Genomic DNA, 13962 nt, shown 5'->3' with positions numbered 1-13962 from the left:
TCGATTTCTTATAATTCAGTTTTGAATTGGAAAATAAATAAATTCAGCTTTTATTTCCCATCTACATAATCTTGTAAATATTGGAAACGCTCTGTTAGTTTACCATTTTCAGTCATTTTAGCTCTTTGCAAAATTCCGTCTTTATCACCATTAAAAAAAGCTGGAATCACGTGCTCCATAAACATTTCTCCAAATCCTTCACTCGCATCTTTCGGCAATTCACAAGGTAAATTATCAACCGACATTACCATAATTGAACCTGGATGTGTGTGCGAAACTTCTTTGTGTTCACTTGGTAAATAGCCAAAAAATGGTTCTGCAATGGTAGATGCTTTTATGGTACAAGCAATTGGTCCATTAACATCACACGAAATATCCGCAACGACTTGAATTTTGTTCTTTGGAGCATTAAGCATTTCTCTTGTTAAAATATCTGGTGCGCCATTTCCGTGAAAATGTCCTGCCATATAAATATCTGCAACTTGTGAAAAACGTTCAAAATCAGAAACATAATCTTGTGGATTCTTATAAAAATCTTGATTATCTAAAACCTGTCCATCGATTCTTTTGTTATAATCTAGTACATCAATTTGAGTATAAACTGGTTGCGTGTAAACTTTGTTTAAAAAATCATCTGCTGAAACTTGCTTAATTTTCATTCCATCAAGCATTTCTTTCGCTCCCATTCCCACTTTTCCGTGACCTGTTAAAACAATTTTAATGTTCGGAAGCATTGGTCTGCGTAATCGTTCGATTAATTCTTCTTTACTTTTTAAAGTTTCGGCTTTTACTAAATTGAATAAATCATATTTAATTCCAAAAGCTCTAAATCCGTTGTAAGCTCCAACAATTCCTGCATATCTTCCGAAACCGATTAAGCGACGATTTTTAGCATCAACAATAGTTTCATGATCGAATAATTCTATATTTTTCTCTAAAATTGCTTGAAGTAACTTTCTATTGTATGGTTGAAATTTAATAGTATGTGAAAAGAAAAAGTACTTTTTATTGGGAATTAAGGCATCAACTGGAACTTCTTTTACACCAAATAAAACATCGCAATCACTCATATCTGTAGTAACTTCGATACCTAAACTGCTGTATTGCTCGTCAGAAAATACTCTAATATCAGAACTTTCAACTTTTACTTGAGCTTCTGGATGTTCTGTTTTTAATCTAACTAATTCTTCTGGAGTAAAAACAACTCTTCTATCTGGTGGATTTTTTCTTTCTTTAATAATTCCGAACTTCATTTTAACAGTATTTTTTTTGAGACATCAAAAGTAATAGTAACGAAAACGTTTTCAAAACTTTTTACCCAAAATAAAATCGAAGTTATTTATTGAATTTCAATTAATTGGAATAATTTGTTGATAATTTTATAATTAATATAACATTTCATGAAATTTGTTTGTCATTTTGTTTATTATATTTGTTTTTCAACCCAACCCAAAATGACCAATAACAAAGTAACATATCTATTGTTTTCTTTAACTTTTTTATTATTTATAAGTTGCGATAAATCAGGAAAAATTAAGAATCCATTTAAAAAGAATAAATCTGGTTTAGAATATGCAATGCTTCCGCTAGAAGATTCTTTACCAAAACTTTCAGATTCATACAAAAACACTAAAAAGAGAGAAATTGAAAATTTCTTTACAAATAATTTTGCTAATGATTTTGAGAACATGAGTTTTCTTGTGGCAAAAAATGGACAAATTATTTATGAGAAATATGATGGATTTGCCGATAAAGAAAATAATATCTTAAACTCACCTGAAACTCCTTTGCATATTGCATCTGTTACTAAAGTTCTAACTGCCTCAGCCATTTTAAAATTAATTGATGCTAAAAAAATTAGCTTAGATCAAAAATTGACTACACTTTTTGACAAATTCCCTTATCCAGATGTGACTATAAAAACTTTATTAAATCACAGAAGTGGCATGAAAAAGTACAATTATTTTTGTGATGATAAAGCCAATTGGGGAAGAAACAAAACACTCACCAACAAAGATTTACTTGAAGTAATTATCAATAAAAATATTCCGTTAGAAACTAAAACTGATACGCATTTTAGTTATAACAACACCAATTATGCACTTTTGGCATTAATTATTGAAAAGGTTACAGGAATGAAATACAGTCAGGCGATGAAGAAAATCATTTTTGAACCATTAGGTATGAAAAACACTTTTGTTTTTGACGAAACTACTCCAAAAGAAAAAGGAACACCTTCTTATAAGTATAATTACGTAAAATATCCATTCGATTTTCTTGATGCAGTTTATGGTGATAAAAACATTTATTCTACTCCAAGGGATTTGTTGAAATTTGATTTGGCTAGAAATGCGCCAGGTTTTTTGAGCAAAAATCTTTTAGAACAAGTTTACAAAGGATACAGCTATGAAAGTAAAGGCTCTAAAAATTATGGTTTGGGAATTCGATTGCGTGAATGGGATACTGGACAAAAATTATTTTATCACAATGGATGGTGGCATGGAAATACTGCAAGCTACATCACTTTAAGAAAAGAAAATGCTGTAATTATTGCATTGTCTAATAAATTTACTCGTAAAACCTTTCAAATGAAACGATTGTCTGCATTGTTTGGTGATTATCCATTTACATTGAAAGATACTGTCGCCAAAGACGAATAAAGTGTTTGTTTATTGATTTTTTCGGTAGTACCTTTGTGGTCTAATTTTTGTATTGAAACACAATAATTATTGGGGACGACTGGTTTTGACAGCAAGTGGAATTATTCAGTAAGCACGTCGAGCATTGTACTTTTAGCTCGTAAATCCAAAGGTTCAAACTTATAAACGGCGAAAATAACTACGCTTTAGCTGCATAATCCGAATTTTAGTACGATTTTGCCACGTTCCTACAAGGTAGGAAAGCTGGATTCACCTCAAAAGCCTTGGTTTATGGCGGTTGGTTAAGGTGAACCGTAAAAGTAAACCTAGGAAAGGTAACGCTTTAAATCCTTTCTGACACTAATAAAGCTAAGCAAAAAGTGGCGGTTCTTGGCCTTGCTTTTTGACTAAAATCTAATTAAGGACTAAACGTGTAGAAAGCTTTTTGATTGCTTGTTTGGACCCGAGTTCGATTCTCGGCGTCTCCACAAATAAAAAGGGATAACTCATTGTACTGAGTTATCCCTTCTTTTGTAGAAAACATTCTACCATAATAAATCCAAAATTATTATCAACTTCGTATATGCATATAAACTACAATAATGACGACATTTCAAGCAAATAACGAAACAATTCTTATCAATGATAAATTTGGATTAATCACTGATAACCAAGTAATTATAACCAAAGGTTCTAAAAAAAGTAAAGTCCCTTTTAATTCTATCAACAGAGTTAACTTAATAAAAAGTAGAGTCTTTTATTTGAATATTTTATTGTTGTTGTTGAGCATTTCTGTTTTTATTTATTCTTTTTTTGTGTTCAAATCAGAAAGATTATTCTTTTTTTATGGATTAATTTTTATTGGTATTGTACTATTCCTATATTCAGTTGTTCATAAATTTTATACCTACAAACTAATCATAAAAGAAAAAGACCAAACATTGATTGAGGTAAAAACTACGCAATTGAACAGAAAGAGCATTAAAGAATTTTATAATGCTATAGTTAGGAAAGTTCCAAAAAAATAGAGTTTTACTCAGTAAAACCAACTTCACCTTCCCAATTCATAAATCCACCTTCTAAGTTAAATGTGTTTTCAAAACCCATTTGCTTCATAATACTACATGCTTGAGCACTTCTTCCTCCTGCTTTACAATAAACATAGTAGTTTTTTGATTTATCAAGTTCTTCTAATCGGTAGATGAAACCTTGTCCTTTATAAATATCATTTAAAATTGCTCCTGGAATAATTCCTTCACTCCATTCGTCTTCGGTTCTTACATCTAAAATTACTGCATTCGTATCTGCTTCCAATTGTGAAGCCCATTCTTGTTGAGATAAGTTCATTTTTATTATTTTTTTTCCAAATTTATAAATTTCATTTTACATGGTCATAAAAAGTATTAACAAAAAAATAACACAACATTTGTATATACAAATAAAAATAATTTTACATTTGTACCTACAAATTTGGTAGTTACAATTATGAAAATCGAAGAAATTATAAAATCGAATGTTGCTATGGATGATGCTAAAAAAATTGTCCTGAACATTATGGTTACCCAAAATGTTGTTACTGAAAAGTTTAATGAGGTATTAAAACCTTATGATTTATCAGGCGAGCAGTATAATGTATTGCGCATTTTGAGAGGTCAAAAAGGAAATCCTGCCAATATGTGCGTGATTCAAGAACGAATGATTGCAAAAAACAGTAACACTACCCGATTGATTGACAAATTATTATTAAAAAATCTAGTTACAAGAGAAGTTTGTCCTGAAAACAGAAGAAAAATAGAAGTTTTAATTACTGAAAAAGGATTGGAACTGTTAGAAGAATTAGATCCTAAAGTTTTAGAAAACGAAAAATTATTTGCCGCAAATCTGAACCAAAAAGAATTAGTTGAATTAAACACCTTATTAGAAAAATATAGAAACCTTAAATAAAAATTACTATGACTCAATTTATAAAAGACGCTAATTGGCGTTATGCTACTAAAAAATTTGATGCAACAAAAAAAATTTCATCAGAAGATTTAGCAAGTTTAAAAGAAGCAATTCGATTAACAGCTTCATCATACGGATTGCAACCTTACAAAGTATTAATTGTTGAAAATCCAGATTTAAGAGCTCAATTGCAGCCAGTTTCTTGGGGACAATCTCAAATTGTTGATGCTTCTCATTTATTAGTTTTTGCAAACATTATCAACTTTGGAGAAAAAGAAATTGATGCAACCATTAATAATATGGCAACTACAAGAAATCTACCTTTAGAAACACTTCAAGGATATGGAGATTTTATGAAATCTAAATTGGTTTCACTTCCAGAAGATGTGAAAAATACTTGGACATCAAAACAAACTTATTTGGCTCTAGGAAATTTATTGAACGCTGCTGCCGAACTAAAGATAGATGTAACACCTATGGAAGGCTTTGAACCAGAGAAATACAATGAAATTTTAGGTCTTGAAAAACTTGGCTTGAATGCTTCACTTGTAGCAACAATTGGCTATCGTCATGAAGAAGATGCAACTCAACATTACGCAAAAGTGCGTAAATCTGAAGAAGAATTATTTGTAACAATATAATTAATAATTAAAATCAATAACTCAAATTTAAAAGAAAATGAAAAATTTTAAAACAATCGCAATCGCATTATTCGTAGCAGTTTCAACAATCGCTACAGCACAATCTAAGAAAGTAGACGCTTCTAAAAGTACCATCAACTGGGTTGGGAAAAAAGTAACTGGTCAACATAGTGGAACAGTAAACATTCAAAGTGGAAACTTAATTTTTAAAGGTAAAAAATTAACTGGTGGAACTTTTGTAGTAGACATGACTTCATTAACTGCTACAGATATTCAAGGTGAATACCAAGGAAAATTAAATGGTCATTTAAAAGCTGACGATTTCTTTGGAACAGATAAATATCCAACTTCAAAATTAGTTTTCAAAAAAATTGCTTCTAAAGGAAATGGTGTATACACTGTAACTGCAGATTTGACAATTAAAGATGTAACTGCTCCAGTAAAATTTGACATCACTGTAAAAGGAGATACTGCTACAACAACGTTTAAAGTAGACAGAACTAAATACGGAATTAAATATAATTCGGGTAACTTTTTTGAAAACCTAGGTGATAAAACAATTAATGATGATTTCGAATTAACAGTGTCATTAAAGTTCTAAAAAAGGGAAAAATTGCTATACTAAGAAAACCTCAGAGAGAAATCTTTGAGGTTTTTTTTATGCATTTTAGAAACTAACTTATGATTATATTTGCCTAATGAAAAAAATCCTTCTCATAGATAATTACGACAGTTTTACATTTAATTTAGTTCATTATTTAGAAGAACTAAACTGTGATGTAACCGTACTTAGAAATGACGAATTTGAACTTGAAGAACTAAAATATTTTGATGACATAATTCTATCTCCTGGACCCGGAATACCATCAGAATCAGGGCTTTTAAATAAAGTTATATCAACTTACGCTTCAAGTAAAAAAATACTTGGAATATGTCTAGGTCAACAAGCCATAGGCGAAGTTTTTGGTGGCTCACTTCTTAATTTAGATAATGTTCATCATGGTGTTTCTTCATTTATTAATGTAATTGTTACTGATGAAATCTTGTTTAAAAACTTACCGCAAGAACTCGAAGTAGGCCGTTATCACTCATGGGTTATCAATCCGGTTGATTTTCCTCAAGACTTAGAGATAACATCTGTTGCAGAAAATGGCGAGATTATGTCAATCCGACACAAACACTTCAATGTAAAAGGTGTTCAATTTCATCCTGAAAGCATCTTAACACCACACGGAAAAACCATTTTGGAAAATTGGTTATCAAATTAATTAATATAAATTTTTACTTTATATAAATTGATATATAATTCTGAATTATAATTATTTAAAGAATTACTATAGATTTTTACTATAACTCCAAAAAATCAAAATACTTGATATTTGTTAGAAAAAACTTTCAAATTTCAATTCTTATTAACTAAAACAACTAGTTATCAACAGAATATGAAATGAAGAAGATAATTAATTAAATTTGAGATAGTACATTTAGTTTTTAATCAATTTTAATTCAAATAGTTATGGGACTTTTTAACAATAATGAGAAGAGAATCATTAAAGAGCTTTGCAAAAAAAGTGAAGACATTAGCAAAGACATCACAAATGAAATTGATGAACTACTAGTTGAACTAAAAACTGAGTATGATGAAAATAGTAAAGTAGTCAATGAATTTCATGATTTTGTAAATGAACTCAAAACTAAACTAGCACCAGAAGATGCAAACAAACTTTTAGAATTCTCTTCAAGATTAACTAAAGTAAAACGATGTGCAAAGAAAGGAGTTGAATCTATGAGAGAATTAGCTCGTGACCAAAGAAAAGCCACAAGAGAAACCATTAGAGAATATCAAGAATATTTGTATGTTTAATTAGCGAGTAAAGACCAACTTATTACCTTTGCTTAAATTAGCATCAAAAGCGTATCCTTCGTAATTAAACCCTTTTAAATCATCAATTGTTTCTGCATTAGTATCAATAATGTAGCGCACCATCATACCTCTCGCCTTCTTTGCAAAGAAACTTATCATTTTTAGTTTTCCGTCTTTGTAATCTTTAAATTCAGGAGTAATCACTGGGACTTTTAATATCTTTACATCAACGGCATCAAAGTATTCATTACTTGCCAGATTGACAAACAATTCCTCTTTTTGAAGTTCAGCATTTAATTGTTTCGCAATTATGGGTTTCCAAAATTCGTATAGATTTTTATTTTTTCCTACCGGAAGTTTAGTTCCCATTTCGAGACGATAAGGTTGCATTAAATCAAGTGGTTTCAATAATCCATACAATCCTGACAAAATTCTAAGCTTGTCTTGCAAAACGTTTATTTTATCTTCTGAAAGCGAATAAGCGTCTAATCCAATATAAACATCACCACTAAAAGCAAAAACAGCTGGTCTAGCGTTTTCAACAGTCATTTCAGCAAGATTTCGTTCTTGATTTCTTTGCCAATTTAAATCCGCCAACTTATCTGAAATATCCATTAATTCTATCAATTGTTTTGGCATTTGCTTTTTCAAAACTTTATCAATAGCTAATGATTGTTTTACAAAACTATATTCTGAATACAATTTTGTTGGTAATTGACTTTCAAAATCCAATGATTTGGCTGGTGATATTACGATTTTCATGACTTATTTTTAATGTTTTCTTCGTCTGTTCGCCTTCAAAATGGCTCGAGTCAAAAATACAAATTCCAATTTGAAATTAAATACGTTAAAATGATTAGTTTCGATTTAACTATCAACAGAATTTATTATTTTTACCTTTTCACAAGATTATATGCTATCGCTCAATAAAATCCACCATATCGCCATTATTTGCTCAAATTATGAAATTTCTAAACATTTCTACACTGAAATTTTAGATTTAAAAATTATTCAAGAAATTTACCGAAAAGAACGCGAATCCTATAAACTAGATTTGGCATTAAATGATAATTATTGCATCGAATTATTCTCGTTTCCAAATCCTCCAAAGCGTGTATCACAACCAGAAGCTTCTGGCTTACGACATTTAGCATTTGAAGTTAATGACATTGAGATTACTAGAAAGTATATTTTAGAAAACAATCTTTTTGCTGAAGAAATTCGCATGGATGAATACACCAACAAACGTTTTTTCTTTACTAATGATCCAGATGATTTACCGATAGAGTTTTATGAAGTTTGACTAAAATCTTATCAACAATTCGCATTTCGTAATTCGTTTTTCTAATTTATATTTTACCTTTGACCTTTCAAAAAAATAGAATCATGGTTTATAAATTTAGAGTAATTCTCGATGCAGAAGAAGATATTTTCAGAGATATTGCTATACTTGAAAACGACACTTTAGAAGATTTGCACAATGCAATCGTAAATGCTTTTGGATTTGACGGTTTAGAAGTCGCATCTTTCTACACTTGTGACGACACTTGGAATCAAGAAGATGAAATCCCAATGTTTGACTCTGGCGATGTTCCTGGTGAGAACAAAATTATGAGTGATTATCAGCTGAATGATATTTTAGATACTGAAAACACTAAAATCATTTATGTTTATGATTTCATCAATATGTGGACATTCTTAGTTGAACTTGCCGCAGTTGAAGATTCAGTTGAAGTTGGAATGGTTTATCCTAACCTTTTATTTTCTCATGGTGAAATGCCTGCAGAAGCTATGGAAAAACATTTTCAAGCTGATTTTGAGGAAGAAGAAAGCTACAACGAATTTGAAGACGATTTAGATGAAGACGATTTAGATGCTTTTGGAAGTGACGACAGCTTTGAAGACTATGGATTTGAGGAGAATTGGAATTAAATTTGAGAGTATAGAAAAAAGAGAATAGAAAATAGACTTCAAAAATTATAAAAATAAATGATCAACCTTTTTAATACCCACATAGAATCTTTATCCATCCATAGAGTTGGAAATAAAAGCCGTAACGAAGCCATTTTTCTTTCAGAAAACCAATACGGATTAAACGATGAAATTGTTCCTTTATTGAAGGAATATTTCTTTAAATCATTTCGTGAAAAAGAAGAAAACTACTTTCAATTTGCACATGAAGTAGATTTGGAATACAACGACATGTTCAATTTAGCTACTGAGATTTTTACAAATCCAAGTTCGGTGCATGAAGTTTCTAAAAAAATAACCAATCACCTTTTTGAACAATCCAATCATCCGCACATCAAAAACGGAGAAGTTTATGTGACTTATTTAACCAATGTTTCTATCGATAATAACGTTGTAGATGCTATTGGTGTTTTTAAAAGTGAGTTACGCACTGATTTCCTTCAATTTGAAGAAAAAGATAGTAATTTAGAAATGGTTCTTCAAGAAGGAATTAATTTAAACAAATTAGATAAAGGTTGCTTAATCTTCAATCACAAAAAAGAAGAAGGATATAAAATTTTGACTGTTGATAGCAATCGTTATGATGCTCGCTACTGGTTAGAACATTTCCTTGCTGTGGATGCTTTTCAAGATGAAAATTTCATGACTAAAAAGTATTTAAAATTCTGTCAAGAGTTTGCAAAAGAAGTGGTTTTTCCTGCCGAAGATAAAAAACAAGAAGTTATGTTTATGAATCGTGCGGTAAATCATTTTGCTAAAAACGATAATTTTGAAGAAACAGCTTTCTTAAATGAAGTAATGGACAACCCAGATTTGATTCCAGAATTCAAAAATTACAAAGCAGATAGAGGCGAAAAATATAGTATTGAAGATGTAACTTCATTTCCAATAGCCAATGCAGCTGTTTCTGATGCCAGAAAATCGATTAAAAATGTTATTAATCTTGATACTAACATTCAGATCAAATTAGATTTTATCAATCCAGAAAGTGCCGAAAAATTTGTAGAAAAAGGTTGGGATGAAGAAAAACAAATGTATTACTACTTAGTTTACTTTAATAAAGAACAGAAGAGTTAGTGTTCAGTGTTCAGTGTTCAGTGAAAAATAAAAAATTCATCCTCAATTGTAAAGCAATTGAGGATTTTTTTATACTAAAATGTTAAACATTCAGTTTTTAAGTTTTAAATCGTTATATTTAATAATAACCTAGAAAAATGCGCTATTATCTTTATTTAATGATATTGCTATTTAGTTGTCAAATTTTGTCAGCTCAAAATACTATTCCTACTAAATCGGATAGTGTTTACAAAAAAATTGATGATTTTTCTAAAGAAAGAAAATTCTTCAAACTGATGCATAAGTTGATGTTTAGACCCAAAAAAACAGAAGCTGCAAAAAAACAAAAGAAAAAAGGTGCCTCTCCTATTCAGAAATCATTTGAAAAATACAATTGTAGAATCATCCGAAATATTACTATTGAAACCACAGATCCTTTTGGATATTCTGCTGAAAATGAAAAGGAGCTTCCAGAAAAAAAATTAGAACGTTTTGGAAACTCTTTACACATCAAAAGTAAAAAATGGACCATTAGAAATTTATTGCTTTTTAAAAAAAATCAAGAATTAGATTCCTTACTTGTAAAAGAATCTGAACGTTTAATAAGGAGCCAACGATTTGTTATAAGTGTTGTTATTAAACCAATCGCAATAGAAAATTGTCAAGATTCTATAGATATTTCTGTAAGAGTTTTAGATACTTGGAGTTTGATTCCAACTGGTGCTTTTTCAAATTCTAAAGCCAATCTAGAACTTACAGAACGTAATTTTTTTGGTTTAGGACATGAAGTTAGCTTAGATTATATTCGAAGTTTTACAAATAATACATTTGCTTACGACTCGAGATATACGATTCGTAATTTTAAAAATTCGTTTGTAAATGCAACTGTTTCCTCAAGAACAGATTTGCTAAACAATACTTATAAAACTGCTAGAATTGAAAGACCTTTTTATTCTGCTTTAACACATTTGGCTGGTGGTTTTTATTATGATTATAAAAATTATTCCGAATTCTTGACCAATGCTAGTTTAGTTACTTCCTATCAAAATTATAAGATAAAAACTTATGAGTTTTGGGCGGCACATTCAAGTAAAATATTTGCAGGAAATTCAGATTTCTCTAGAGCTACTAATCTGATTACTTCTTTAGGTTTTACAAACACCACTTACTTGAAACAACCCGAACTTAGCTACGACCCTATTCGTTTCGCCAATTCATCAAAACGCTATCTAGCAACTATTGGAATTTCTAGTCAGCAGTTTTATCAAGACAAATACTTGTTCCGTTTTGGTGTGATTGAAGATATTCCTTACGGAAAAGTATTCTCCTTCACTGGTGGTTTTGAAAATAAAAACAACTTAAACAGAGCCTATTTTGGTGGAAGATTTTCCTACGGTGACTACCTTGATTTTGGTTATATTAGTGCTAATATAGAATATGGTTCCTTCTTTAATAACGGAAAAACGGAACAAACCACTATCAAAATTGAAACCAATTACTTTACCAACTTATTTTCGATTGGAAGTTGGAAATTCAGACAATTTGTTAGACCAGTTTTAATTTTAGGAAATAATCGATTAAATACTCCAAAAGACCGATTGAACTTAATTGATGTCAACGGAATTCCGGGTTTTAATAGCTCACCACTTTTGGGAACGAAAAAATTTCTAACTACATTCCAAACGCAATCTTACAATCCAAGAAATTGGTATGGTTTCAATTTGAGTCCGTTTATGAATTTCACTATCGGATTTCTAGACAACGGAAATCATAAATTTTTCAGCAATAAAATGTATTCTCAAATAGGACTTGGCGTCTTAATCAATAACAATTATTTGGTTTTCAATAGCTTTCAATTTTCTTTTTCCTATTATCCTTCACTTCCTATTGATGGAAGCAATATCATTAAAACCAATACTTTCCAAAATACCGATATCAACTTGAATAACTTCCAAATTGGGCAACCTTATGTTTTACCTTATGAATAAACACCTTTAATATCTTGTTAAAATCAATCAATTTATTGAATATTATTTATAGTTTCACAACATCAATAGTATTTCAATGAATCTAAAAAGCTACATATTTACAATTTTATCGTTGCTAATTTTTGACATTTCAAATGGTCAAATTACGATTTCTTCCCTCGAATTTGACAAAGATAAAAAAGGGCCTAACACCATTTATTATAATTTTTATAATGGAATTCAAATGATTGAAATCGACTATAATAATTATGAAAAAGCTCGAATTGATCATCTAGATATGATAAAACCAATAAGCAGTATCCGACCAAGAAATTACGGACACAATACTATTATTTTAAGAAATAAAAATGGTGAACTTTTACACCAATACAACTTGAGAGGAAAAACTTTTAAATCAACCGATTTCCTTCCTTCTGAAAAATGCATTACTGTATCACACGCCTCAAGATTAGATGCAAACTATATAGCCAAAACCAATTATCCTTTCTATGGGAAATACAGTTTTTATGTTACTGAAAACAACAAAGCTGGTATAATTGATACTTTAGGTACTCCAATTTTGGAAGTTGATTATGATGCCATTCTTAGCTATGGTGATAACTACAACCTTAATTCTTATGTAATGTTTGATACTAGAAACGATAGAGAAGATGAAACTTGTTTCTACACGATAAAACGCAACGGAAAATGGGGGTTTAAAAATGATAAACTAGCAATAGAGCCAAAATATGAAGAGTTGATTCCTCTAAAAAAGAATGTTTTTAAGATTAAAAAAACTGATAAATATGGTTTGATAAATTATAAAGAAGAAAGTCTAATTGAACCCATTTACACGGACTTAATATACAAAAATGATTTTTATCTTTATACCAAAGATGCTATTGAAAATATAGATAAGTATACAACACTTTACGGAATCATTGATTCGAATTTTAAAATAAAAACACATCCTATTTATAGCAATCTCGAAGACATTATTGAAAATTACTATCCTTCTGGAAAATATTGGACCTGTAAAACTGATGGTTGTGGTGCCATAGACAAAAACGGAAATGAAATTTCGAAGTTTAAATATGGTTCGATGCCTCAAAATCCATACAACAAATATTATCGAACTACTGGCTATAGAGACAGCAACAAACACTACATTTTGAATTTGGATTTTGAAGAAATTGGAAAAAATTATGATGTAATTTATGATTGGAAAAATCAACTCTTCACTGTAAAAAAAGGCACTAAATATGGCTTGATAGATTTAAATAATAAAGTAGTTTTACCTTGCGAATATGATTCTTTTTGGGAAGAATCCAGAAACGAATTGGGTACACTAATAAAAAACAAAAAATACGGAGTCATTACTAGTAAAGGAATTGTAGTAATTCCTTGTAAATATGATGATTTATACTTTACAGTTGATAATACCATTGTAGCCACTCTTATTGATGCCAATGATAAAACCAATAGAAACAGAAAAGTAGGTTTGTTGGATGCCAATGGTAAACTTATGACGTCTTTTATATATGATGAAATTGAAACGATTGATTACGGATTTTATCGTGTTAGAATCGATACAAAATATGGCGTTCTCAACAAAGAAGGAAAGGAAATTACTCCTGTAAAATATGATGAAATTTACCGCTATAGAAATGGTTTTTGCATTGCCAAACTCGATTTTGGATACGGCTATATAAATACTTCTGGAAAAGAAATAACCCATTTCTATTATGAAAAACCAACCGATTTCAACTACAACGCCGAGAAAAAACTAACAGCAAAAGCTTATATAAGAGGAAAAGAAGTTATTATTGATGAATATGGAAAGGTTGTAAAGTAGGAAATGAATATCAAGCCCTTTTCCT

Annotated in this window: 15 protein-coding genes and 1 other RNA gene; 13 read left to right on the top strand and 3 right to left on the bottom strand. The window is 30.0% G+C overall.

The genetic code is table 11. The features are described from left to right. Positions 1-50 precede the first annotated feature (50 nt). Entirely contained in the window at positions 51-1253 is a 1203-nt protein-coding gene (locus ACYU7A_RS14295) for an NAD(P)-dependent oxidoreductase (protein ID WP_460577616.1), read from the bottom strand. 201 nt (positions 1254-1454) lie between these two features. On the opposite strand from ACYU7A_RS14295, the gene ACYU7A_RS14290 reads away from it, so the two are divergent. The 3 genes from ACYU7A_RS14290 to ACYU7A_RS14280 all read left to right on the top strand — a co-directional run bounded on the left by ACYU7A_RS14290 (position 1455) and on the right by ACYU7A_RS14280 (position 3667). Beyond that, the gene (locus ACYU7A_RS14290; RefSeq protein ID WP_460577614.1) at positions 1455-2660 is read left to right on the top strand and encodes a serine hydrolase domain-containing protein; all 1206 of its coding nucleotides are present in this window, start codon (positions 1455-1457) and stop codon (positions 2658-2660) included. A gap of 71 nt (positions 2661-2731) precedes the next feature. Then, positions 2732-3130, top strand: a transfer-messenger RNA (tmRNA) gene (gene ssrA / locus ACYU7A_RS14285). A 111-nt stretch (positions 3131-3241) separates the two neighbouring features. Continuing rightward, positions 3242-3667 (top strand): hypothetical protein, encoded by a 426-nt coding sequence (locus ACYU7A_RS14280; RefSeq protein ID WP_460577613.1) that lies wholly within the window; start codon positions 3242-3244, stop codon positions 3665-3667. Between the two features lie 4 nt (positions 3668-3671). On the opposite strand, the gene ACYU7A_RS14275 is transcribed toward ACYU7A_RS14280, so the two are convergent. Beyond that, positions 3672-3986 (bottom strand): rhodanese-like domain-containing protein, encoded by a 315-nt coding sequence (locus ACYU7A_RS14275; protein WP_298302197.1) that lies wholly within the window; start codon positions 3984-3986, stop codon positions 3672-3674. A gap of 138 nt (positions 3987-4124) precedes the next feature. Between ACYU7A_RS14275 and ACYU7A_RS14270 the strand changes: the two genes are divergently transcribed. From ACYU7A_RS14270 to ACYU7A_RS14250, 5 genes are all read left to right on the top strand, one after another. Next, positions 4125-4583 carry a MarR family winged helix-turn-helix transcriptional regulator gene (locus tag ACYU7A_RS14270; RefSeq protein WP_460577611.1) on the top strand — a complete coding sequence of 153 codons (459 nt, stop codon included), beginning with the start codon at positions 4125-4127 and terminating at the stop codon, positions 4581-4583. Between the two features lie 8 nt (positions 4584-4591). Continuing rightward, positions 4592-5224 (top strand): NAD(P)H-dependent oxidoreductase, encoded by a 633-nt coding sequence (locus ACYU7A_RS14265; RefSeq protein WP_460577609.1) that lies wholly within the window; start codon positions 4592-4594, stop codon positions 5222-5224. 37 nt (positions 5225-5261) lie between these two features. Further along, a complete protein-coding gene (locus ACYU7A_RS14260; RefSeq protein ID WP_460577607.1) occupies positions 5262-5825 on the top strand; it encodes a YceI family protein in 564 nt (187 codons plus the stop codon). A 97-nt stretch (positions 5826-5922) separates the two neighbouring features. Next, positions 5923-6492, top strand: coding sequence for an anthranilate synthase component II (locus ACYU7A_RS14255; protein WP_460577605.1), 570 nt, complete (start codon positions 5923-5925; stop codon positions 6490-6492). A gap of 248 nt (positions 6493-6740) precedes the next feature. Beyond that, complete coding sequence (locus tag ACYU7A_RS14250; protein ID WP_298302209.1) at positions 6741-7088, top strand: hypothetical protein; 348 nt, start codon at positions 6741-6743, stop codon at positions 7086-7088. Here ACYU7A_RS14250 and yaaA read toward each other — a convergent pair whose 3' ends face one another. Beyond that, positions 7089-7850, bottom strand: coding sequence for a peroxide stress protein YaaA (gene yaaA / locus ACYU7A_RS14245; protein ID WP_460577603.1), 762 nt, complete (start codon positions 7848-7850; stop codon positions 7089-7091). A gap of 151 nt (positions 7851-8001) precedes the next feature. On the opposite strand from yaaA, the gene gloA2 reads away from it, so the two are divergent. The 5 genes from gloA2 (at position 8002) to ACYU7A_RS14220 (ending at position 13937) form a co-directional block, all read left to right on the top strand. Next, positions 8002-8391, top strand: coding sequence for an SMU1112c/YaeR family gloxylase I-like metalloprotein (gloA2, locus tag ACYU7A_RS14240; RefSeq protein ID WP_460577601.1), 390 nt, complete (start codon positions 8002-8004; stop codon positions 8389-8391). An 83-nt stretch (positions 8392-8474) separates the two neighbouring features. After that, positions 8475-9020: an IS1096 element passenger TnpR family protein gene (locus ACYU7A_RS14235; RefSeq protein WP_396143978.1), complete on the top strand. Its 546-nt coding sequence runs from the start codon at positions 8475-8477 to the stop codon at positions 9018-9020. A 57-nt stretch (positions 9021-9077) separates the two neighbouring features. Continuing rightward, positions 9078-10136, top strand: coding sequence for a nucleoid-associated protein (locus ACYU7A_RS14230; RefSeq protein ID WP_344816113.1), 1059 nt, complete (start codon positions 9078-9080; stop codon positions 10134-10136). A gap of 185 nt (positions 10137-10321) precedes the next feature. Continuing rightward, entirely contained in the window at positions 10322-12103 is a 1782-nt protein-coding gene (locus ACYU7A_RS14225; RefSeq protein ID WP_460577598.1) for a BamA/TamA family outer membrane protein, read from the top strand. 76 nt (positions 12104-12179) lie between these two features. Further along, a complete protein-coding gene (locus tag ACYU7A_RS14220) occupies positions 12180-13937 on the top strand; it encodes a WG repeat-containing protein (RefSeq protein ID WP_460577596.1) in 1758 nt (585 codons plus the stop codon). The last annotated feature ends 25 nt before the right edge of the window (positions 13938-13962 follow it).

It is taken from the genome of Flavobacterium koreense, from assembly GCF_054776075.1.
The sequence above is the reverse complement of the archived record's forward strand: the minus strand, read 5'-3'. Positions and strand labels throughout refer to the sequence as shown.